Below are 21,070 nucleotides of genomic sequence, written 5' to 3' on the forward strand. Positions count from 1 at the left end.
TTCTTTTCCAGTCTATAGGTGCCGCCGAAAGGTGTCGCGGAGGGCGACATCAAAGCTTAGGGAGGAATGTCATGGCGGATGCTATCCGTGCTGACGGCGCTCAATTGAATACCAGTCTACGCGACCGGACGATCCGCAAGCTCAACATGCGCATTGTCCTGTTCTGCTTCATTTGCTTCATCGTGAACTATCTGGATCGCGTGAATATCGGCTTTGCCGCACTGCATATGAACGAAGATATCGGCCTGACGCCTTATATGTTCGGTCTCGGCGCGGGAATTTTCTTCATCGGCTATCTGGCTTTTGAAATCCCCAGCAACATGATCCTGCACAAAGTCGGTCCGCGCATCTGGATCGCCCGTATCATGGTCACCTGGGGCATTGTCTCCTGTGCGATGGCCTTCGTGCAGGGGCCAACCTCCTTCTATATTCTGCGCTTTCTGCTCGGTGTAGCCGAAGCCGGTTTTGCGCCAGGCGTACTCCTCTATCTGACCTACTGGTTCCCAGCCAAAGAACGTGGTCGCGCGACGGCCCTCTTCATGGCCGCAACCGTATTGTCAATTGTCATCGGCGCACCGATTTCGGGCTGGCTGATCGACGCTGGTGAAGGCCTGTTTGGCCTGCACGGCTGGCAGGCGATGTTCATCCTTGAAGGATTGCCCGCAGTCCTGCTGGGCATTATCACGTTCTTCTATCTTGTCGATTCACCGCAGAAAGACAGCAAATGGCTGGACGCGGACGAACGTGCCTGGCTTCTGGAACAGCTTGCCGCTGACGAAAAGAACGCCCAGCCCGATACACGCCATAGTCTGCGCGAAATCTTCAGCGATTTCCGGGTTTGGCTCCTCACGTTGGTCTATATGTTCAACGGTATCGCCGTGTATGGTGTGATTATGTGGCTGCCGCAGATCGTGAAGACTTTTGGCCTGACGACCCTGCAGTCCGGCTTTGTCTCGGCCATACCGTTCATTTTCGCGGCACTCGGTTTGGTCGTCATTTCGCGCAGTTCCGACCGCACCGGCGAGCGCAAGATTCACACGGCCATTGCCGGCCTGTTCGGCGGCCTATTCCTCGCAGCCAGCGCGCTAGCGCCCAATCCCTATCTGGGCCTGCTGCTGCTTTGCATCTGTGCGTTCTTTCTCTGGTCCTATCTCGGTGTTTTTTGGACCTTGCCGACGCAGTTCCTCACTGGTGCAGCAGCGGCTGGCGGTCTGGCTGCAATCAACGGCTTTGCACAGATTGGCGGCTTTACAGGTCCCTATATTGTGGGTTGGGTCAAAACGGCGACCGATAGTTTTTCTATCTCGCTTCTGGTACTTGCAGTATTTCCGATCATCAGCTTCTTCCTCTGCATGAGCTTGAAAGCGAAACGCGACTAGACCACATTACCGGCAGCGATCTTGAACGCGCTGCCGGAAATTCTTTGAGGAGACCGTGTACTGGCATGACAAAGCCGAAAACGCCCCCGCGCAAGAGTCTTGTCCCGACGATCGCTGATAAAATACGCGCGGCTATCGTCGACGCCGAGCTCGATTTTGGGGAAAACCTCTCCGAAGACACTCTGGCCTCTGCATTTGAAGTCAGCCGAACGCCTGTGCGTGAAGCGCTCAATCTGTTGCAGATGGAAGGGCTGGTAATCATCGTCCCAAAATCCGGCACCTATGTCTTCACACCGACGCTGGAGGACATTGCCGAACTTTGCGACTATCGCGTTGGATTGGAAAAGCAAGCGATAGCGCTTACGCCCCAACAATCGCTTCCGCTGGCGGTCAACGAATTGCAGAAGCAGTTGCAAGCCATGACTGAGGCCATTGATCGTGGCAATATGCAAGCTTATGGCCGCGCCGATACCGCATTCCACCTTGCCTTCTTTCATCACTGCGGCAATCGCTATCTCAAAAATGCTTACGATCTTATTCTAGGCCGCGTGGCATCTTTGAGAACTCATCTTGCCATTCGCGCAGAAGGTGAACCGGACCGCTCCTATAAAGATCATGCGCATATGATCAGCCTCTTTGCCGAGAACAAGCGTGACCAACTATCCACGATATTGGCTGCGCATATTCTTCGCACCAAGGACAATTATCTCGACGCTTTTCAAAAGCTGTCGGCCAACGTTACTGGTGGAAGGGCTGCACGGCTTCGCCGTCGTCTGGCGCTGACGGAGTAACTCTCGCCTCAGTTTCGGGTTTATTGAGAATGGCGCTGCGGCGCCATTTTTGTTTTCCACTACGTAAAACTTAATCGCATGCCGACGCCGCCTCCATAAAATAACAAAATGCGCTTCATGCATTATGTGACAGGCAGGCCTTAGCGACATAAAATCTGATACATCAGATATTGACATATCACAAAATAGGCGGCTATTTCTTTAAGCGAGGAGTTTCAGGGAGATTTGAGCTTTGGATTCGCAGGCATTAGCTCTCAAGCCGATTAAGCTGAGAAATCTCAGAGACCATGTGCATGACAGCTTGCGGGAAGCGATTATTTCCGGTCGGCTGAAATCCGGCGAGAAATTGAATGAACGTCAGCTTGCAGCCGATCTTGGCATCAGCACCAGTCCGCTCAAGGAAGCGCTGAGGCAGCTTGAGGGCGAAGGTCTGGTTCGAACGGAATCGCGTCGCGGCACCTTTGTCTGCTTCAGCGAACGTCAGGCGGAGGAGATGATGCTGGCGCGCGCTGCGCTGGAGAGCATCATTGCGCGGCAGGCTGCAAAACACGGAAGCGAGGAAGCTTTTGATTTTCTTCGCGCCACCATTGAGGAAATGCGCGCGGCGGTGGAAACCGGCGACGTCGATGAATTGATCGAACTGAACGAGAAATTTCACGACGGCATTCATGAAGCGTCCGGATGTGAATATCTGCGACGACTGCAAAACGCTCAGCGCATGTATGACCATGCGGCCCGGGTGACGGTGCTTTCTCGCGATGACGTTCGGCGTCAATCATTCAACGAGCATGAGGCTATCATGCTGGCGATTACCAAAAGAAACGGAGATTTGGCCGAGCGATTGATGCGTGAGCACATCGTAAAGGCAGGGGAGACGCATATCGAGCTGGTCTTCTGACCGGCCTATTGGGAGGAAACAATGGATCTAGCAGGCTATCGCCAAGTGCTTCGCGGCATTTCGGGCGTGCATGCAACCGCTTATGACGCACAGGGCGAAATCGAACCGGTGCTGACGGCGAAAATCGTTTCGCGCATCGCCGATGCGCGCGTTCATAATATCGTCAGCGGTGGTAACACCGGTGAGTTCTACAGCCTGACGGAAGACGAAGTTATTCGCCTGCAATCGATAGCGATTGAAGCTGCCGCCGGTAAGGCAGCGGTCACAGCTGCTGCGGGGCGTTCGGTACGTGAGGCCATAAAAGTGGCAAAGGCTGCCAGCGCGGCAGGTGCCGACGGCGTGATGATCCATCATCCGCTCGATCCCTTCGCGGCCCCGCATGCGCAGGTTGATTATTTTATCGCGATTGCTGAAGCGATTGATCTACCCATCGTCGCCTATATCCGTTCTGACTTGATCCCGCTTGATGAAATGGTCAGGCTCGCCACCCATCCGAAAGTTGCCGGGGTAAAATTCGCATCGCAAAACACGATGCTTTTCTTCGAATGCTGCCGGGCGACCAAAGGCATGGACGCGACCTGGATTTGCGGTCTCGCGGAAAGCTGGGCCCTGCCCTTCTACGCGCTTGGCGGACGGGGCTTCACTTCAGGACTGGTCAATGTCGCACCGCAGCGTTCGCTTGCTGTTTGGAATGCGTTGGAGGCCGGTGATTACGACCGCGCGCGATCGGTCGTCGAAAGCATCGCTGAATTTGAAACCATGCGCACGAAATACCGCAATGGCGCCAATGTTACGGTCGTCAAGGAAGCCTTGCAAATTCAGGGGCTTGCCGTGGGCAAGGTCCGGCTTCCCGGATTGCCGCAACTCGAAAAACACGACCGCGAAACGCTCCAGCAGATTGTCGCAGGTTGGGAGACAGATGGCTTAGTCTGACAGATGAAATCAGGGCGTCCTGACAGGGAGAAGATGGGCGCACCGCAGAACCAAAAATGGAGGAGAACATGAATAAGGGAATTTCACGCCGTACATTCATGGCGGGGGCCGGGCTTGCAACAGGTATGGGCATCATGCTGCCGAAAGGTGCTTGGGCCCAGTCCGCAAAACTGCCATCATCGCCCGTTGCGCTGAACGTTATCGATGCTGCGGGCAACCTCGCTTTGACCCAGCCCATATTTGACAATTTTGCATCCGAACAAAAGGCGCTCGTTTCGCGCTTTACTTTCAATAAAGCGCCAGCGCCGGAACTTCCGGGCAAGATCAAGGCCCAACAGCGCGCCAATCGCATCGATATCGATCTGGTCATTGTCGGCCCTGACGCGCTCTCGGCAGGACTTGCAGATGATATCTGGACCGACATCATCGCCTTGCCGGAAAACGGCTTGCCCAAGCTTCAGGACATCTATCTTGAGCCAGCATGGCGCATGCAGGAAATGTCGAAGGGCAAAGGCGTGGTGGTGTCCTATTACCCGTCGGGACCGCTGCTTGAGTACCATCCCGACAAGGTCAAGACCGCGCCTAAAAACGCTGAAGAACTTTTGGCCTGGACAAAGGAAAATCCCAAGAAGTTCATTTATGCACGTCCAGCCAATTCAGGCCCGGGCCGCACATTCCTGATGGGGCTCCCCTATCTTCTCGGCGACAGCAATCCAAAAGACCCGATCAAGGGCTGGGATAAAACCTGGGCCTATCTGAAGGAACTGCACAAAAACATAGAATATTATCCGGCAGGCACTGGCGCCCTGATGAAGGAACTGGGCGAAGGCACCCGCGACATGACGGTGACCACCACCGGCTGGGATATCAATCCACGTGCACTCGGCGTGGTGCCGAAGGAAATGGGCGTCAGCAAGCTCGACGGTTTCCATTGGGTTTGTGATGCGCATTATTTTGCAATTCCAAAGGGCGTTTCGGAAGAGAAGATCGCCGTCCTGATGGAATTCATCAAATTTGCACTAAAGCCGGATCAGCAGGCTTATTCTTACGATGCCGGTTATTTCTATCCGGGCCCAGCCGTCAAAGACGTGACAATCGAGATGGCGCCGAAGGAAAGCCAGAACGTCATCGCTGAGTTCGGGCGCCCGGAATATGCCGAGTGGATCGCCAACAATCCGATTGAACTTCCGCTTGAACCGGAGGCGCTTGTCGCAGCATTCCGGCGCTGGGATGAAGAGGTCGCGGCCAGTTAAGGCTTCGTTTTAACGCGCATCTTTTCCGAAAACCGTTTCACACTTTTCGGGATGCGCTCTTAAACGGGCATTTCCGGGCGAGCCACATCGGCTCGTCTGGAAGCGCCTATGATCGCCAAACAAATCATGGTGTTTGCGTCAATGTCCTTTCAAGAACTCCGGCTAGACCGGATGAGCCGTTCATTCGGAACTTTCAATGCGCTGAGGGAAATCAACCTCACCATCCGGAAAGGCGAATTCATCGCACTTCTCGGCCCTTCCGGCTGCGGAAAATCAACGGCCCTTAATTGTATTGCCGGTCTTCTGGGCACGACGGGCGGCTGCATCTATATCGACAATCGTCGTGTCGACCAGTTGAAGCCGGAAGATCGCGGCTTTGGCATGGTTTTCCAGAACTATGCACTGTTTCCGCATATGAACGTTCTGCAGAATGTCGGCTTTGGACTCAAAATGCGAGGGCTTGCCAAAAGCGAGATCGAAAAGCGCGCCCGTGCGGCGCTGGCCTTAGTGCGCTTGCAGGGACAGGAAGAAAAACTTCCCGGACAGCTTTCTGGCGGTCAGCAACAGCGCGTGGCTATCGCCCGCGCGATTGTCATCGAACCTCCTCTGGTCTTGATGGATGAACCACTATCCAATCTCGATGCAAAACTGCGCCTCGAAATGCGCGCCGAAATTCGTCGCATCCACAATCAGCTTGGTTCCACCACGATCTACGTTACGCACGATCAGGACGAGGCCCTGTCGCTTGCAGACCGCATTGTGGTGTTGCGCGATGGTGAAATTCGTCAGGTCGGCAGGCCCAACGAACTTTATGAAGCGCCGCTCTACAGAGATGTTGCAGCCTTCATGGGATTCAGAAACGCCCTCCCCGGCAAGGTCACGCGCATCGAAAATGGTCAGGCAACCATTGACGTCGCTGGTAACGCGCTGACGGGACGTGCGGTTGACGCCTTAAAAACTGGCGACGAAGCCGTTTTGATGGCACGCGGCGACGATGTCGTTTCCGGCTCGGGCCATCAGAATACGTTGCAGGCAACCGTTGAAACCATCGAATATCGCGGTCGCGAATATGTGGGCACAGCGCGCACGCAAACAGGTCTGGAATTGATCTTTCACGGCCCGAAAGGCGTCGAACCGGGCAGCCAGATTGCGCTCGGCATTGATGCAGCCAATGCACTCGTCTTTCCGGCGGAGGACTGAGGCATGGTTGATCTAGCTCAGGAGCGATACGCCGAGGCGCCATTAACGCCCAGTCTGCGACAAAGGCTCGCCAATCGCGGCTTCGACGGTGTGACATTACTGATCCTCCCAGCATTGCTGTTTGTGGTGGGTGTCTTCATCTACCCATTCCTCTATGGGCTGGTGCTGTCGTTCAATCCGCTGGATGGAGGCGGCGCGCTCGCCAACTACGTCAAATTCTTCTCCGATCCATTTCTTTACAAAACCATCGGCGCGACCCTCTGGCTTGCTGTTCCGGTGACGATCATCAGTGTGATGTTCGCCGTACCAATCGCCTTGCGCGTTCGATTGATGCGACGCCAGCGGTTGCTGACGACCATTCTTGTCCTGCCGATTACGCTTGGCACAGTTCTGATCGCGGAAGGCCTTCTCAACTATCTCGGTCCGCAAGGCTGGTTCAGTCGCACGCTGATTTTCATAGGCCTGATCGACAGCCCGCTGAAACTCACCAATAATTACTGGGGTGTGTTCGCTTCACTTGTCATCACCGTTTTTCCATTCACGTTTCTACTGACGCTCTCCTATATAACCGGCATTGATCCGGCACTGGAACGGGCGGCGGCCACCCATGGAGCCAATAGCTGGCAGCGCTTTCGATATGTCATGTTGCCCCTGCTGGTTCCCGGTCTGGTCGTGGCGGCCTGCCTCACCTTCGTTCAGGCCTTCGCGGTATTCCCATCCGCCGTGCTTCTGGGCGCTCCATCCGGCCCTACGCGCGTCATATCCATTGCAGCGGCGCAGGCCGCGTTCGAGCAATATGACGACTCCATGGCGTCTTCAATTGCCATGATCATGGCAGCGGTACAGTTGCTCGTCGTTGGCGCACTCCTTGGCGTCCGCTCACTTTTCTATCGTGGCTCGACAGCCGGCGGAAAGGGATAAATCATGGTTCGCGACACATCCCTTCTCTCCAAACTCTGGATCACCGCCGTCTGGCTTCTCACCGGCTTCTTTGTCCTCAACGTTCTGGCGGTTATTACGGCTGTCGTCGTGTCGAGTTTCGGCACACGCTGGCTTGGCACATGGCTGCCGGATGCCTTCACGACACGCTGGTATGCAGCCGCATGGGCGGAATTCCAGCTGGATCAGGTCTTGCTGGTGACGTTTCAGGTGGTCTTTGCCGTTGTGATCCTATCCGGCATTCTCGGTGTAACCGCCGCCTATGCCATGGCGCGACGCGATTTCCCCGGTAAGAAATTCGTGCTGCTGATCTTCCTTTTGCCGCTGCTCGTGCCACCAATAACCTTCGGTATTCCGCTCGCGACCGTTCTCTATAAATTCGGTGTCGGCGGAACATTCTGGGGGGTCGTTCTTGCTAATCTCGTGCCGACCGTACCTTTCGTCATTCTCGTCATGATCCCTTTCATTGAACAGATCGACCCCAAGGTTGAGGCGGCGGCGCGGGTCTTCGGCGCTGGAACATTCAAACTCTTCATCCATGTGCTCCTGCCCATGTTGCTGCCCGGTGTTCTCGCCGCCATGCTTCTGGTTCTGGTGCGAACGGTGGCAATGTTTGAACTCGCCTTCCTGACAGCGGGGCCAACATCGCAAACACTCGTCGTGGCACTCTATTATTCGGTGTTCGCAGCCGGTGTTCGTTCCGTCCAATCCATCGACGCCATGGCCGTGATCTACATGGTGACTTCGCTGGTATGGCTTCTTTTGGCGCTGCGCTTCGTCAACCCCACGCAAATTGTCGCGCGCAACCGTCAACCATCCGCGCATTAGCGTGACAGACTGAACAGGAGCCTACGATGAAGATCACGGCTGTCGAGACGGTGCAGTTGCCGCACCTCAACAACATCTTGTGGGTTCAAATCCACACCAATGAGGGGATTGTGGGTCTGGGCGAGACGTTTCGCGGCGCGAATGCCGTGGCGGCCTATATCCATAGTGATATCGCACCGCAACTGATCGGGCAGAACCCACTGGCGATCGACCGGATATCCAAACTTCTGCTGGAGCCTTATGTCGGCTTTCGGTCTTCCGGCGTGGAAATTCGCGCCACGTCCGCCATCGACATCGCGCTTTGGGATATTTTTGGCAAGGTCACCGGCCAGCCCATACACCAGCTGCTGGGCGGGTTGTCGCGACACTCCATCCGCACCTACAATACCTGTGCAGGCTACACCTATAACAAAAGCGGTGCGCGTCGCTATATCGGCGATACGGACGAAGGCAAGGAAGGACCTTACGAGGACCAGCTTGCCTTTCACCGTGACGCGGGCGCGCTTGCCGAAAGTCTTCTTTCCGAAGGCATAACGGCTATGAAGATATGGCCGTTTGATCCATTCGCCGTGGTTTCGGGGGGAAATTTCATCCATGCGCAGGATCTGGACAAGGCTCTTGAGCCGTTCCGCCAGATACGCAATGCTGTCGGTGACAAAATGGAAATCATGGTCGAGTTCCATTCCATGTGGGACCTGACATCGGCGCTGACGATTGCGCGCGAGCTAAAGGCGTTCCGCCCGTTCTGGTCGGAAGACCCGATCAAAATGATGAATCCGCAAGCGCTTGCGGTCTATGCCCAGAAATCCGGCATTGCGGTTTGTGCAAGCGAAACAATGGCAACCCGCGCTCAATTCCTCGACGTCCTGCGCGCCGATGCGTCCGATTATGTAATGCTGGATATTTCATGGTGCGGCGGACTTTCCGAAGCGAAGAAGATCGCCACCATGGCCGAAGCCTTCCAGCGCCCTATTGCGCCGCATGACTGCACGGGACCAGTCGTTTTCGCAGCCTCCATTCACCTGTCGCTCAATGCGCCCAATGCCATCTATCAAGAGTCGGTCCGGGCCTATTACACTTCATGGTATCGCGATCTGGTCACGGTGATGCCACGGATTGAAAACGGGATGATCTATCCCTTTGAAGGGGCCGGGCTTGGCTTGGAGCTCTCCGATTTCGTTCTTAACCACCCGGATGTTATCCGCAGAAAGACAGACGCATTATGATTGGACCGTTTCACTGTATTGCCGATCTGCGCGGCGCATTGATGGAAAGCCCCGTCTGGGACGAGCGCCGGGCGAAGCTTTTTGCCTGCGATATCAATGGGCGCAAGCTTTACGAAATCGATCTTGAACATGGCCCGGTTCGAGACTGGACCTTTGAAGCCGAAGTTCCATGCGTCGGGCTTGCCGAAAGCGGTAAGCTGATCGTCGCGCTGGCACGCGAAATCATTCTGTTCGACCCAGATAGCGGTGACAGGCAGCCCCTGTGGGGCGGCTATGATGAGCCAGAAACATCGCGGCTCAACGACGGCAAGATCGGTCCCGACGGTGCGCTGTGGATCGGCAGCATGGATTGTCGCCCGACACGCGAACCTATCGCGAAACTTTATCGTGTTACTGCCGATGGGCAAGCTGCGGTCATGGCAAAGGGATTTGAGGTTTCAAACGGCCTTGCATGGACACCGGACGCGACCACGATGTTCCATACGGATTCCCGGGGACCATGGATCGACCGTTACGCCTTTGACCGCATGGCGGGCCGTATTAGCAACCAGAGACGCATTCGCGACCTCGACGAAGGTACCGGCAGACCGGACGGCGGCGCTTGCGATGCCGAAGGTGCTTATTGGAGTGCGGGTGTGTCGGCTGGTGTCCTGAACCGCTTCGATGCGGATGGAAATCTGCTCGCTAGCTTTCCAGTTCCGGTTCCGGCACCGACAATGCCTTGCTTCTGCGGTCCCGATCTGAAGCAGATCGCGCTGACTTCGCATCGCTTGGCGCCCGCCGACAAATTGGTCGAAGCTCCGCAATCGGGCGGTGTGCATCTCGCAACCAGCACCGTTGCCGGGGCAAAAGTGGCGCGCATGAAGGGAATTTAATTGAATGAAACACCTCCTTTTGACCGGGGCTTCCGGCAATCTTGGCCGTATGCTCACCCGAAAACTGTCACAAGCCGGTTACCGTCTGCGCTTATCCGACATTGAACCATTCCCCGATGCCTTGCCCGAAGGTGCAGAATTCATACAGGCGGATCTGAGCGATGCCGATGCGGTTGCCGAACTGGTTTGCGGAACCGATGCGATATTGCATTTTGGCGGCATCAGTATCGAAAAGCCTTACAATCTGATCGCCCGTGCTAACCTTCTCGGCGTTACACATATTTTCGAGGCTGCGCGCGCTGAAAAGCAAAGGGTGATTTTTGCAAGTTCCAATCATACGATTGGCTTTTATGAACGCGATGCGGTGCTGAGCAGCGATGATCCCTTCAAGCCTGATGGCTATTACGGATTGTCGAAAGCTTATGGTGAACTGCTTGGGCAAATGATGTTCGACAAACACGGCGTCGAAAGCGTTCACGTGCGCATCGGCTCCTGCCTTCCTGAACCAACCGAAGCACGACACCTCGCCACCTGGCTTTCGCAAGACGATCTTGTGCGGTTGTTGATCGGATCTGTCGAGGCGCAGGAAACCGGCTTTGCCGTCGTCTGGGGGATCTCCGCCAATGCCGGGCGCTGGTGGGAAAAGGACGATGCCAGCCGCATCGGTTATGTGCCGCAGGATGACGCCTCGCGTTTTGGCGACCTCGCCGAAACTGGCGATTCGATCACGCGGCGCTATCAGGGCGGCGCTTTCACAGCACAAGACTATACGCGTGGCGATTAACTTTCATGCACCGGTGCGTGAAGCACAGTCACAACAAAAGCAGGCTCGCTGATAACAGGCAGGGCCGAAAATTTTCGGGGAGATATTGAAATGCCCAGGAAGCAATATGTCGATCTGCGTTCTGCGCGCTGGATGTTGCCGGATGATCAGCGTTCTTCGGGCCATCGTTCCAGAACAATGCAGATGGGTTATGATCCGGTGGACTGGGAGGGCAAGCCCATCATCGCGATCATCAATACATGGTCGGATGCGCAGCCCTGCCATGCCCATTTCAAGGACAGGGTCGAATGGGTCAAACGCGGCATCTTGCAGGCAGGCGGCTTTCCCCTTGAACTGCCCGCTCTGTCCTTGTCTGAAAGCTACGTGAAACCCACAACAATGCTCTATCGCAACATGCTCGCGATGGAGACCGAAGAACTGCTGCGCTCGCATCCGGTCGATGGAGCCATTTTGATGGGCGGATGCGACAAGACCACGCCTGCACTCATCATGGGGGCAACAAGCGCCGGTCTACCCTTCATTTTCCTGCCCGCAGGTCCAATGCTTCGCGGCAATTATGCCGGGAAAACGCTAGGATCCGGCACGGATATGTTCAAGTTCTGGGACGAGCGCCGCGCAGGCTCCATCGGTAAGGAAGAATGGCAAGGCATAGAAGGCGGTATTGCGCGCAGCTATGGGCATTGCATGACGATGGGCACCGCGTCGACGATGACCGTGATTGCCGAAGCCATGGGCCTCTCCCTTCCCGGCGCATCGTCCATACCGGCAGCCGACGCCAACCACCAACGCATGTCGACCCAATGCGGACGCCGCATTGTCGATATGGTCTGGGAAGATTTGAAACCCGACCAGATCATTACGCCTGCTGCTGTCAAAAATGCCGTTATCGTCGCCATGGCCACCGGCTGTTCAACCAATGCCATCATTCATTTGATTGCCATGGCGCGGCGCGCAGGTATTCCACTGGAGCTGGACGACCTCGACCGCATCGGCCGCACCACACCGGTGATTGCCAATATTCGACCATCGGGAACGACATATCTGATGGAAGATTTCTATTATGCAGGCGGCATCCGCGCATTGATGAAACAACTTACCGACAAGCTCGACCCCACGGCTATCACCGTGACAGGCGAGGCTTTGGTGGAAGGGCTGGAGAAGGTCCAGATCTGGAACGATGATGTTATACGTCCACTGTCCAACCCCGTCTATCATGAGGGTTCGCTGGCGGTATTGAAGGGGAACCTGTGTCCTGATGGAGCTGTCATCAAGCCAGCGGCCTGCGACCCGAAATTCCATCGTCATAAAGGCCCGGCATTGGTTGCAGACAGCTACCCCGAGCTGAAAAAGATCATTGATGATCCCGATTATCCCCTAACGCCGGACACCGTGCTTGTCTTGCGCAATGCCGGACCACAAGGCGGACCGGGCATGCCGGAATGGGGTATGATCCCGATGCCGAAGGCACTTTTGAAGCTCGGCCTGCGCGATATGGTGCGCATTTCCGATGCCCGCATGTCGGGAACAAGTTTTGGCGCCTGTGTGCTCCACGTTGCACCGGAATCCTTCATTGGAGGGCCGCTAGCCCTGCTTAAGACCGGCGATATGGTGGAGTTGGACATCCCCGCCCGCAGCCTGAATATGCTTGTTCCTGATGAAGAACTGGCTGAACGCCGCGCCGCCTGGAAGACACCTGAACCCAAATATGAACGTGGCTACGGCTTTGTGTTTTCCAAACATGTGGAACAGGCCGACAAGGGTTGCGACTTCGATTTCCTGAAAACCGACTTTGGCCGTCCGGTTGATGAACCGGTGATCTATTAAGAGGCAGACCATGACCGATTATGTTCTCACGGAAGAAACCCGCGCCAAACTGAAGAACGTCTCGACGGCCTCGGTTGCTACGGCGCTTTATAAACGCGGTTTGCGTAATCAGTTCATTCAAGGTGCGCTTCAAGTGGCGCGCAAGCCCGACAACATGGTCGGGCAGGCTTTCACCTTGCGTTACATTCCCGCGCGTGAAGATCGAAACCCGATCACTGTTTTCCGCAATCCTGATCACAAACAGCGCGTTGCCATCGAAACCTGCCCGCCCGGTTGGGTGCTGGTTATGGATGCACGCAAGGATGCACGTGCGGCAACCGCTGGGTCGATACTGGTAACGCGACTTGCGCTGCGTGGCGCGGCAGGCATTGTGTCCGATGGCGGCTTTCGTGACGTGACCGGAATTGGCGAATTATCCATGCCCGCCTATTGCGCAAAAGCGTCGGCGCCAACAAATCTGACTTTGCATGAAGCCATCGACATCAATGTACCGATTTCGTGCGGCGACGCCGCCGTGTTTCCCGGAGACGTGCTGGTCGGCGATGCGGATGGCGTCATGGTCATTCCGGCGCATCTTTGCGAAGAAATCGCCGAGGAGTGCATCGGGATGGAAACATACGAAGATTTCGTGCTCGAAGAGGTCAAGAACGGTGAAGCGATAATTGGGCTCTATCCTTGCACCAAGGAGAAATTCGAGCAGAAATTCCAGACATGGCGGCGTGAGAACAATCGATAGCCAAATCGGCAGTCACACTGCATGCTTTATGGCTGCCAGCATCTTCTTCTCATCTGGACGCAAGGTCAGCACACGCACGCCATTGCCGGTGACAGCAACTGTGTGCTCGAATTGCGCCGATAGTTTTCCGTCGCGTGTAACGACGGTCCATCCATCCTTTTCGGTTTTCACCTTGGCCGTTCCCTGATTGAGCATCGGTTCGATGGTGAAAACCATGCCTTCGCGCAAGCGAACCCCCGTACCCGGTTTGCCGAAATGCAGAACCTGCGGTTCTTCATGCATCTCTCGTCCGATGCCGTGGCCGCAATACTCGCGCACAATACTGTAATCGTTCCGCTTGGCATGACGCTCAATGGCATAGCCAATATCGCCCAGCGTGGCGCCGGGTCGAGCCGCCGCAATGCCTTTCCACAAGGCTTCATAAGTCACGCGTACAAGACGGGAGGCAAACGGCGCGACGTCGCCGATCATGTAAGTCTTACTGGAATCTGCGATATAGCCACCCTTTTCAAGCGTAATATCGAAATTGATGATCTCGCCATTAGCGATAACATCACCATGGGACGGCATTCCATGGCAGACGACATCGTCCTTCGAGCAGTTCAGCACAAAGGGATATTCATATTGTCCTTTGCTGGCGGGTCGCGCTTTCAACTCACCCGTAATGTAACCCTCAACCAGATCGTTGACCTGCATCGTTGTCATACCGGCAAGCGGTGTACGGTCCAGCAGTGTGAAAACAGAAGCCAACAACGCTCCTGAAATCGCCATCTGCTCCACTTCGGCGGGCGTCTTGGTCATGATGGCCGTACAGCCATGACCGGAATTTCCACCTGTGCGGCGCGCAACTGCATCTGCACGATTTCGTTGAACGACATATCTGGATTGGCCTGCGCCAGCATGCCGATTTTCATCCAGTATTCTGCCTGCGCGTTGATCGAACGACACATGACATCGCTCGCCTTGCGCAATTCTTCATGCAGATCATCGGCGATCTTCACTATACCCATCGTTGGCTCCGAATTTGCTGTGTTATACACATACCATATACGATTCATATATAATCGCCAATGCAATTAGTTCGTACCCTGCACGGCTGTGCATATTCTCGCAACAAACAGAACAATTGAACTATTTCTGAAAAATTCAGAATGAATTTTGCAAAACCGTTGACAGCTATCGATAAAAGGCAAAGACTGTGCACACGTTTGCAAAAACGTCGACGTGGAGGCGTCGTAAAATGGGAGGGAAAGAATGCGTTCGACATTTTTGGTTGCGGCGCTTGCCGCCGGTATTTCGTCAATGGCTTTTGCGGCCCATGCGGCTGGCAATCTCAATCTGATTTGTTCGGCAGATGTAGTGATCTGCGAGCAAATGAAAAACATGTTCGAAAAAGACACAGGCATCAGCGTGAACATGGTTCGGCTTTCTTCCGGTGAAACCTATGCCAAGGTTCGCGCAGAGGCCCGCAATCCAAAAACAGATATCTGGTGGGCGGGCACCGGTGACCCCCATTTGCAGGCCGCCGGGGAAGGGCTGACGCTCGAATATAAATCACCGATACTTGATCAATTGCAGGATTGGGCCAAGAAGCAGGCGGAAAGCGCGAACTATCGCACGGTTGGCGTCTATGCCGGCGCGCTCGGCTGGGGCTACAATACCGATATTCTTGCCAAGAAGCAGCTCAAAGAACCAAAATGCTGGGCTGACTTGCTGGATGCGTCCTACAAGGGCGAAATTCAGATGGCCAATCCCAACTCTTCCGGCACGGCCTATACGGCGCTTGCAACGCTGGTACAGATCATGGGCGAAGACAAGGCCTATGATTACCTCAAGAAGCTCAATGAGAACGTCTCCCAATATACCAAATCAGGCTCGGCACCAGTCAAATCCGCCGCGCGTGGTGAAACCGGCATTGGTATCGTTTTCATGCATGATGCGGTGTCGATGACTGCCGAAGGTTTCCCAGTCAAATCCGTCGCGCCGTGTGAGGGCACCGGTTACGAAATCGGTTCCATGTCCATCATTAAAGGCGCGAAGAACCTCGACAATGCCAAGAAATGGTATGACTGGGCGCTGACCGCGGAAGTACAATCTCATATGAAGGATGCCAAATCCTTCCAGCTTCCATCGAACAAGTCTGCCGAAGTGCCGAAGGAATCGCCGCGCTTCGAAGACATCAAACTCATCGATTATGACTTCAAGACCTATGGTGACCCTGCAAAACGCAAGGAGCTCTTGGAGCGCTGGGACAAGGAAATTGGCGCGCAAGCCAACTGATGGGTTTTAAACCTTCGATCACCGTTTGAACGCGTTGCTGCTTCCGGCAACGCGTCTGCCTGAATGGCGTTGCCGCTAACGCCTCGCCATTCATCGCAACAATTCCAAGACCCGAAATGAAGCGGACGCACTATGGTACAGCAAAACCGCAGACTGGATATTGTTCTCGCATTTGCGCTGGTGGCCTTCGTCTTCCTGCCCTGGTATCGGATAGAAGACGGCTTTCTTGGTTTTGGCTGGCTTGGCGACCTGTTCAGCGAAAGCACAACTGCACCCGGCATCCTGCAAATCGTTGCTTTTTCCCGTCCCTGGCTCGGCGTGGCGGCGGCCCTTATGCTTGTTTGTGCATTTGCCCGCATAGCCTTGTCTGTGGGCAGGCGCAGTTCCATCTTGATCTGGGCAAGCCTTTTTGGTCTGGGGTTTCTCGTCCTTCAAGGGCTGGCTGTTGGCGGTTCCGGTTGGAATTGGACAATCAGTGAAAGTCTCTTTGGCACGCTCGCCGATGGACAACCAGCCTTTGGTGCAGGCGCAATCCTGACCTGTCTCTGCTTTTTGCTAATTTTCGCATTCGGTCTTGCCGAACGTGGCGTGATGAAAGGCGATGCTTTCGTCGTTTCCTCCATTACCTTGCTCGTCGCATTGGTAGGTGTATTTGTCTTCTACCCGGTGCTCAGCATGTTTGTCGGTTCCGTTCAGGACTTCGACGGTTCATTCAAGCCGGAGGGGTTCATCGGAAACATACAAGATTCCTCCATCTGGAGCCTCGCCTGCGTGGTGGGGGAAGGTCGCTGCGGTGTTGCATGGCGCACCTTATGGCTTGCACTGATGACGGCCTCTGGCTCGACAATCATGGGCCTTGCCTTTGCCCTGGTGGCGACGCGCACAAACTTCCCTTTCAAGAAAGGGCTTCGACTTCTCACCATCCTTCCAATCATCACGCCGCCTTTCGTCGTCGGTTTGGCCCTTACCTTGTTGTTCGGGCGCGCGGGCGTGGTCACGGAACAGATCTCCAACATATTCGGTGTCGAGCCGGGGCGTTGGCTCTATGGCTTGACCGGCATCTGGATTGCGCAGGTTCTTTCCTTTACGCCGATTTCATTTCTGGTCCTCATCGGCGTTGTTGAGGGTGTGTCGCCGTCGATGGAGGAAGCGTCGCAAACCTTGCGCGCAGACCGCTGGCGCACTTTCCGAAAGGTCTCGCTGCCATTGATGGCGCCGGGCCTTGCCAACGCCTTCCTTATCGCTTTCATCGAGAGCATGGCCGATTTCGGCAATCCGATGGTTCTGGGCGGCAGCAACGGCGTGCTGTCGACGGAAATCTTCTTTGCAGTGGTGGGTGCGCAAAATGATCCATCGCGCGCAGCTGTCCTCGCCATGGTGTTGTTGTGTTTCACGCTCACCGCATTCCTTATTCAGCGCCTTTGGCTCGCTGGCAAAAACTTCGCGACCGTAACCGGCAAGGGCGATTCAGGCATGCATGCCGCCTTGCCACACGGGTTGAAAGTCGGCGTCTACGTGCTTGTTATCCCGTGGATGATATTCACCGTCATCGTCTATCTCATGATCCTTATCGGCGGCTTTGTGCGCCAGTGGGGGCTCGATAATACATTGACGCTGGAGCATTATACCCGCGCCTTCTCCATTGGCTGGACCGAGACCGGCATTGCATGGACCGGTGTTGCGTGGAACTCGTTCTGGACCACCATGGAAATCTCGCTGATCTCAGCACCGCTCACAGCCGCTGTTGGCTTGCTCACCGCCTATCTGATTGTCCGGCAACGCTTTGTCGGCCGCAATCTGTTCGAATTCGCATTGATGCTGAGCTTTGCAATTCCGGGCACGGTGATCGGTGTCAGCTACATCATGGCGTTCAATCTGCCGCCGCTCGAAATGACCGGCACTGCGGCAATCCTCATCGCCTGCTTCGTTTTCCGTAACATGCCTGTCGGCGTGCGAGGCGGCGTCGCTGCAATGAGCCAACTCGACAAAAGCCTTGATGAAGCTTCCCTGACCTTGCGGGCAAACAGCTTCCGCACCATTCGCAAGGTCATTCTGCCACTCCTGCGCCCCGCCATAACCGCAGCGCTGGTGTATTCCTTCGTGCGCGCGATCACATCGATCAGCGCCGTCATCTTTCTGGTGTCCGCGCAGTATAACATGGCGACATCCTACATCGTCGGACTGGTTGAAAATGGGCAATTCGGGGTCGCCATTGCCTACTCCTCAATGCTGATTGTGGTGATGATCGTCATCATCACCGGCTTTCAGTTGCTTGTCGGAGAACGAAAACTCAGGCGAGAAAATCGTGTCGCCACTGTCACGCCGATCAAATCCGCCAATCAGGAGAAAGTAGCATGACGACGATCCGCCCCGGCTCCGTCACATTCGAGAATGTCTCCAAGAAATTTGGAAACTTCACCGCCCTGCCCGATTTGTCCCTGATTGTCGAACCGGGAACACTGGTCACTTTACTCGGCCCTTCAGGCTGCGGAAAGACCACCACTTTGCGGCTGCTGGCGGGGCTGGAACACCCAAGCTCGGGCCGCATTCTGATCGGCGGCAAGGATGTTACCAATCTGCCAGCCAATGAACGCGATGTTTCGATGGTGTTTCAGTCCTACGCACTGTTTCCACATATGAATTCGCTGGATAACGTCGCCTATGGGCTGGAATCTTCCGGCATCAAGAAAGCCGAAGCCCGCGACCGAGCAGAAGAAGGACTGAAGCTGGTTGGATTGGGCGGCATGGGCCACCGGCTGCCCGCCGAACTTTCGGGCGGACAACAGCAGCGCGTGGCCGTGGCGCGTGCTCTGGTGCTGGAACCACAAGTGCTGCTTCTCGACGAACCGCTATCCAACCTCGATGCACGGCTTCGGCGGCGCGTGCGCACGGAAATCCGCGAATTGCAGCAACGGCTTGGTTTCACGGCAGTCTATGTAACGCATGATCAAGATGAAGCACTGGCCGTATCCGATACGATCATCGTAATGAAGGATGGTAATATTGCGCAGAAAGGCACACCGCGTGAACTCTATGAGTCACCGGCGTCGGCGTTTATCGCGGACTTCATGGGCGAGGCCAATGTCGTGCCCTGCGAAGTGATCGCCACCGAGAATAACGAGGCCGTCATACGCATTGGCGCACTGACGCATCGTGTCGCTGCGCGTAATGCCAAAACAGGGCCTGCACAACTGGCGATCCGACCGAACGCCGTTAACCTGCAGCCGCTCGCCGGCGGCGATTTTCCGGGGCGCGTGGCGCATGCCGCTTATCTTGGCGATCACATCGAGTATGAGATCGAAACCGAACATGGCAAGCTCTTCATAGTTGACCCCGAAGCGGAACAGGCCTTGCCAACGCTCACGGATGTCTCGATACACTTCAAGTCACGCGGGCTTGCGCTTATCAATCAATAGCCCGCCAAAACGTGCCGATCATCACTCTTGCCGGAAGCAAAGAATGACCAACAATCTCCAATACGACCTGGAAAAGCGGCTGGCGCTTGCCAAAGACATTGCGCAGGCGGCTGGCGCCAAGGCGCTGGACTACTTCAACAATCGTGAAGCGCTGACCATAGAATTCAAACGTGATCCCCAAGACGTGGTGTCCATTGCTGATCGGGAAGTGGAGCAGCTTATTCGCACGCTTGTTTCCGAAAAATTTCCGGAAGACGGGTTTCTTGGCGAGGAATACGGACTGAACGACGGATCATCGGGCTTTACCTGGGTTGTAGACCCCATTGATGGAACAAGCCCTTTCGTAAACGGTATGCCAAACTGGTGTGTGTCGATTGCCGTTTTGAAAGACGGCGAGCCTGTCATTGGCGTTATCAAGGCACCCTGTTTCGATGAGCTCTATGCATCGGCAAAAGGTCTTGGCGCGACGCTGAATAGCAAGAAACTGGCGCTCGATTCAACGAAGACTCTTCAAAACGCAGTCACAGGCATTGGCGCAAATAACTATGTCACTCCGCAAACCGTGGCGAAGATCGTCGAAAATCTGCTGGAAGCCGGTGGCACGTTCATACGCAACGGGTCGGGCGCCCTAATGATCGCCTATGTCGCGGCAGGCAGGCTTGTCGGCTACTACGAGCCTTACATGCACGCATGGGATTGCATGGCTGGGTTTTGCCTCGTGCGCGAAGCTGGCGGGTACACCCATCCATTCCCTGTGAACGGCGAGAATATCCTGAAAGGCCATCCTGTATTTGCAGCCGCCCCCGGCGCTGTCGATGATCTGAAAAAGGTCGCTGGACTTTGACACCGTGTTCCGGTGTGTGGCAACCGCGCTATTTGACCGTTTGGGGGAAGAGGAAGGTTACGGCCGCCTTTATCCCCATTTGGGGCCTTCGTATGGACCTTCCAGCCAGTATTTCGCTCCAAGCGACAGGCTCATCGTTGATCGCCAAGCTTCACGATCTTTGAGAATGCCCCCGACACTGGCACAGTCCACTGATCGGCTGTCCAGTCATAGTCAGCTTAAAGATTTGCCGAAATTGTTCGTCCCTTGCCGATATGCCAGGCGGTAAACGGCTGGAGTTCGGTTCGGTTCACGTCCGGCCTGCTATCTGCCCCAAGAACGGACCAGATATGGTTTGACGAGAGGCCAGTCGTGATTGCACTTGTTTGATAAAGCAGCAAACCCGATGGCCCGAGAGAGAACTTGCCGGACCCCAGCAAATCGTCTGTCGCCGTTGGGAACGAGAACTGCGGTCCAATCGCCCATATGACTGGGCCATGGGCGGACGGAGTGAAAGAGAAAGTCTGCGTTATGTCGCCGAGCCCGAAATTGCTGCCCACGTCGCCAAACGGGTTGCTGTAAACCAACGGAATATCGGTATGGGAAATAACGTTCCAGCGATCATTGAACCGCATTGGAATGACTGGTTCGATATCGAGAGAGAAGCCCCGCACCTTTCCGCTTCCACGACCAAAATCAATATCTGAATGAACTGGCACACTGATCATGAACGAAGCGGGGTTTGAGACTTTTCGTGCCAATTCATCGATATCGTCGCTCGCAGACTGTGCAAATGATGGAGCCGATAAGACGAAAATACCAATCGCGAGACCCATGACATTCCGTATTGCAATGAACATGGCTAACGCGAAGCGAAATCCCATA

The 21,070-nt window shown here is 55.2% G+C and carries 20 protein-coding genes; 17 read left to right on the forward strand and 3 right to left on the reverse strand.

All coding sequences use genetic code 11. The annotated features are described in order from the left end of the window. Positions 1–71 precede the first annotated feature (71 nt). The 13 genes from WIX40_RS18885 to WIX40_RS18945 all read left to right on the forward strand — a co-directional run bounded on the left by WIX40_RS18885 (position 72) and on the right by WIX40_RS18945 (position 13,666). Positions 72–1,379, forward strand: coding sequence for an MFS transporter (locus WIX40_RS18885; protein ID WP_124915482.1), 1,308 nt, complete (start codon positions 72–74; stop codon positions 1,377–1,379). A 65-nt stretch (positions 1,380–1,444) separates the two neighbouring features. Further along, on the forward strand, positions 1,445–2,170 hold the full coding sequence (locus WIX40_RS18890) for a GntR family transcriptional regulator (RefSeq protein ID WP_339441424.1): 726 nt from the start codon (positions 1,445–1,447) through the stop codon (positions 2,168–2,170). Positions 2,171–2,459: 289 nt separating this feature from the next. Further along, the gene (locus tag WIX40_RS18895; protein WP_121538071.1) at positions 2,460–3,068 is read left to right on the forward strand and encodes a GntR family transcriptional regulator; all 609 of its coding nucleotides are present in this window, start codon (positions 2,460–2,462) and stop codon (positions 3,066–3,068) included. A gap of 21 nt (positions 3,069–3,089) precedes the next feature. Next, positions 3,090–4,001, forward strand: a complete 912-nt coding sequence (locus WIX40_RS18900) for a dihydrodipicolinate synthase family protein (RefSeq protein WP_339441426.1) — start codon at positions 3,090–3,092, stop codon at positions 3,999–4,001. Positions 4,002–4,099: 98 nt separating this feature from the next. Beyond that, positions 4,100–5,254 carry an extracellular solute-binding protein gene (locus WIX40_RS18905; protein WP_339442356.1) on the forward strand — a complete coding sequence of 385 codons (1,155 nt, stop codon included), beginning with the start codon at positions 4,100–4,102 and terminating at the stop codon, positions 5,252–5,254. Between the two features lie 126 nt (positions 5,255–5,380). Beyond that, positions 5,381–6,454, forward strand: coding sequence for an ABC transporter ATP-binding protein (locus tag WIX40_RS18910; protein WP_339442358.1), 1,074 nt, complete (start codon positions 5,381–5,383; stop codon positions 6,452–6,454). 3 nt (positions 6,455–6,457) lie between these two features. Further along, positions 6,458–7,375, forward strand: coding sequence for an ABC transporter permease (locus tag WIX40_RS18915; RefSeq protein ID WP_339441428.1), 918 nt, complete (start codon positions 6,458–6,460; stop codon positions 7,373–7,375). Positions 7,376–7,378: 3 nt separating this feature from the next. Beyond that, entirely contained in the window at positions 7,379–8,221 is an 843-nt protein-coding gene (locus WIX40_RS18920) for an ABC transporter permease (protein WP_339441430.1), read from the forward strand. A 26-nt stretch (positions 8,222–8,247) separates the two neighbouring features. After that, a complete protein-coding gene (locus WIX40_RS18925; RefSeq protein WP_339441431.1) occupies positions 8,248–9,447 on the forward strand; it encodes a mandelate racemase/muconate lactonizing enzyme family protein in 1,200 nt (399 codons plus the stop codon). Next, positions 9,444–10,322 carry an SMP-30/gluconolactonase/LRE family protein gene (locus WIX40_RS18930; RefSeq protein WP_339441433.1) on the forward strand — a complete coding sequence of 293 codons (879 nt, stop codon included), beginning with the start codon at positions 9,444–9,446 and terminating at the stop codon, positions 10,320–10,322. Before WIX40_RS18925 ends, WIX40_RS18930 begins: the two co-directional genes overlap by 4 nt. Before the next feature lie 4 nt (positions 10,323–10,326). Next, positions 10,327–11,106 (forward strand): NAD-dependent epimerase/dehydratase family protein, encoded by a 780-nt coding sequence (locus tag WIX40_RS18935; protein ID WP_109365959.1) that lies wholly within the window; start codon positions 10,327–10,329, stop codon positions 11,104–11,106. Between the two features lie 90 nt (positions 11,107–11,196). Next, on the forward strand, positions 11,197–12,930 hold the full coding sequence (araD, locus tag WIX40_RS18940) for an L-arabinonate dehydratase (RefSeq protein ID WP_339441435.1): 1,734 nt from the start codon (positions 11,197–11,199) through the stop codon (positions 12,928–12,930). Between the two features lie 10 nt (positions 12,931–12,940). Further along, positions 12,941–13,666 carry a ribonuclease activity regulator RraA gene (locus WIX40_RS18945; protein WP_339441437.1) on the forward strand — a complete coding sequence of 242 codons (726 nt, stop codon included), beginning with the start codon at positions 12,941–12,943 and terminating at the stop codon, positions 13,664–13,666. A gap of 12 nt (positions 13,667–13,678) precedes the next feature. On the opposite strand, the gene map is transcribed toward WIX40_RS18945, so the two are convergent. Continuing rightward, on the reverse strand, positions 13,679–14,467 hold the full coding sequence (gene map / locus WIX40_RS18950; protein WP_339441439.1) for a type I methionyl aminopeptidase: 789 nt from the start codon (positions 14,465–14,467) through the stop codon (positions 13,679–13,681). Further along, on the reverse strand, positions 14,464–14,676 hold the full coding sequence (locus WIX40_RS18955; protein ID WP_109365955.1) for a ParD-like family protein: 213 nt from the start codon (positions 14,674–14,676) through the stop codon (positions 14,464–14,466). The genes map and WIX40_RS18955 overlap by 4 nt, the downstream gene beginning before the upstream one ends. A gap of 244 nt (positions 14,677–14,920) precedes the next feature. Between WIX40_RS18955 and WIX40_RS18960 the strand changes: the two genes are divergently transcribed. The 4 genes from WIX40_RS18960 to WIX40_RS18975 all read left to right on the forward strand — a co-directional run bounded on the left by WIX40_RS18960 (position 14,921) and on the right by WIX40_RS18975 (position 20,206). Next, positions 14,921–15,946, forward strand: coding sequence for an ABC transporter substrate-binding protein (locus WIX40_RS18960; RefSeq protein WP_339441441.1), 1,026 nt, complete (start codon positions 14,921–14,923; stop codon positions 15,944–15,946). Positions 15,947–16,078: 132 nt separating this feature from the next. Continuing rightward, positions 16,079–18,304 (forward strand): ABC transporter permease, encoded by a 2,226-nt coding sequence (locus WIX40_RS18965; protein WP_339441443.1) that lies wholly within the window; start codon positions 16,079–16,081, stop codon positions 18,302–18,304. Next, the gene (locus WIX40_RS18970; RefSeq protein ID WP_339441444.1) at positions 18,301–19,362 is read left to right on the forward strand and encodes an ABC transporter ATP-binding protein; all 1,062 of its coding nucleotides are present in this window, start codon (positions 18,301–18,303) and stop codon (positions 19,360–19,362) included. The genes WIX40_RS18965 and WIX40_RS18970 overlap by 4 nt, the downstream gene beginning before the upstream one ends. A gap of 43 nt (positions 19,363–19,405) precedes the next feature. Further along, positions 19,406–20,206, forward strand: a complete 801-nt coding sequence (locus WIX40_RS18975) for an inositol monophosphatase family protein (RefSeq protein ID WP_339441446.1) — start codon at positions 19,406–19,408, stop codon at positions 20,204–20,206. A 218-nt stretch (positions 20,207–20,424) separates the two neighbouring features. Here the strand turns inward: WIX40_RS18975 and WIX40_RS18980 are convergent, their stop codons facing one another. Continuing rightward, positions 20,425–21,021: a transporter gene (locus WIX40_RS18980; RefSeq protein WP_339441447.1), complete on the reverse strand. Its 597-nt coding sequence runs from the start codon at positions 21,019–21,021 to the stop codon at positions 20,425–20,427. Between the last annotated feature and the right edge of the window lie 49 nt (positions 21,022–21,070).

The organism is Ochrobactrum teleogrylli (assembly GCF_037482325.1).
Classification (GTDB): domain Bacteria; phylum Pseudomonadota; class Alphaproteobacteria; order Rhizobiales; family Rhizobiaceae; genus Brucella; species Brucella teleogrylli.

Coding starts and splice junctions, on each gene's coding strand:
- WIX40_RS18900 (WP_339441426.1), top strand. CDS start 3,090: ATGGATCTAGCAGGCTATCGCCAAGTGCTTCGCGGCATTTCGGGCGTG.
- WIX40_RS18955 (WP_109365955.1), bottom strand. CDS start 14,676: ATGGGTATAGTGAAGATCGCCGATGATCTGCATGAAGAATTGCGCAAG.
- araD (WP_339441435.1), top strand. CDS start 11,197: ATGCCCAGGAAGCAATATGTCGATCTGCGTTCTGCGCGCTGGATGTTG.
- WIX40_RS18920 (WP_339441430.1), top strand. CDS start 7,379: ATGGTTCGCGACACATCCCTTCTCTCCAAACTCTGGATCACCGCCGTC.
- WIX40_RS18975 (WP_339441446.1), top strand. CDS start 19,406: ATGACCAACAATCTCCAATACGACCTGGAAAAGCGGCTGGCGCTTGCC.
- WIX40_RS18925 (WP_339441431.1), top strand. CDS start 8,248: ATGAAGATCACGGCTGTCGAGACGGTGCAGTTGCCGCACCTCAACAAC.
- map (WP_339441439.1), bottom strand. CDS start 14,467: ATGACCAAGACGCCCGCCGAAGTGGAGCAGATGGCGATTTCAGGAGCG.
- WIX40_RS18905 (WP_339442356.1), top strand. CDS start 4,100: ATGGCGGGGGCCGGGCTTGCAACAGGTATGGGCATCATGCTGCCGAAA.
- WIX40_RS18910 (WP_339442358.1), top strand. CDS start 5,381: ATGGTGTTTGCGTCAATGTCCTTTCAAGAACTCCGGCTAGACCGGATG.
- WIX40_RS18930 (WP_339441433.1), top strand. CDS start 9,444: ATGATTGGACCGTTTCACTGTATTGCCGATCTGCGCGGCGCATTGATG.
- WIX40_RS18890 (WP_339441424.1), top strand. CDS start 1,445: ATGACAAAGCCGAAAACGCCCCCGCGCAAGAGTCTTGTCCCGACGATC.
- WIX40_RS18915 (WP_339441428.1), top strand. CDS start 6,458: ATGGTTGATCTAGCTCAGGAGCGATACGCCGAGGCGCCATTAACGCCC.
- WIX40_RS18945 (WP_339441437.1), top strand. CDS start 12,941: ATGACCGATTATGTTCTCACGGAAGAAACCCGCGCCAAACTGAAGAAC.
- WIX40_RS18960 (WP_339441441.1), top strand. CDS start 14,921: ATGCGTTCGACATTTTTGGTTGCGGCGCTTGCCGCCGGTATTTCGTCA.
- WIX40_RS18970 (WP_339441444.1), top strand. CDS start 18,301: ATGACGACGATCCGCCCCGGCTCCGTCACATTCGAGAATGTCTCCAAG.
- WIX40_RS18935 (WP_109365959.1), top strand. CDS start 10,327: ATGAAACACCTCCTTTTGACCGGGGCTTCCGGCAATCTTGGCCGTATG.
- WIX40_RS18965 (WP_339441443.1), top strand. CDS start 16,079: ATGGTACAGCAAAACCGCAGACTGGATATTGTTCTCGCATTTGCGCTG.
- WIX40_RS18885 (WP_124915482.1), top strand. CDS start 72: ATGGCGGATGCTATCCGTGCTGACGGCGCTCAATTGAATACCAGTCTA.
- WIX40_RS18980 (WP_339441447.1), bottom strand. CDS start 21,021: ATGGGTCTCGCGATTGGTATTTTCGTCTTATCGGCTCCATCATTTGCA.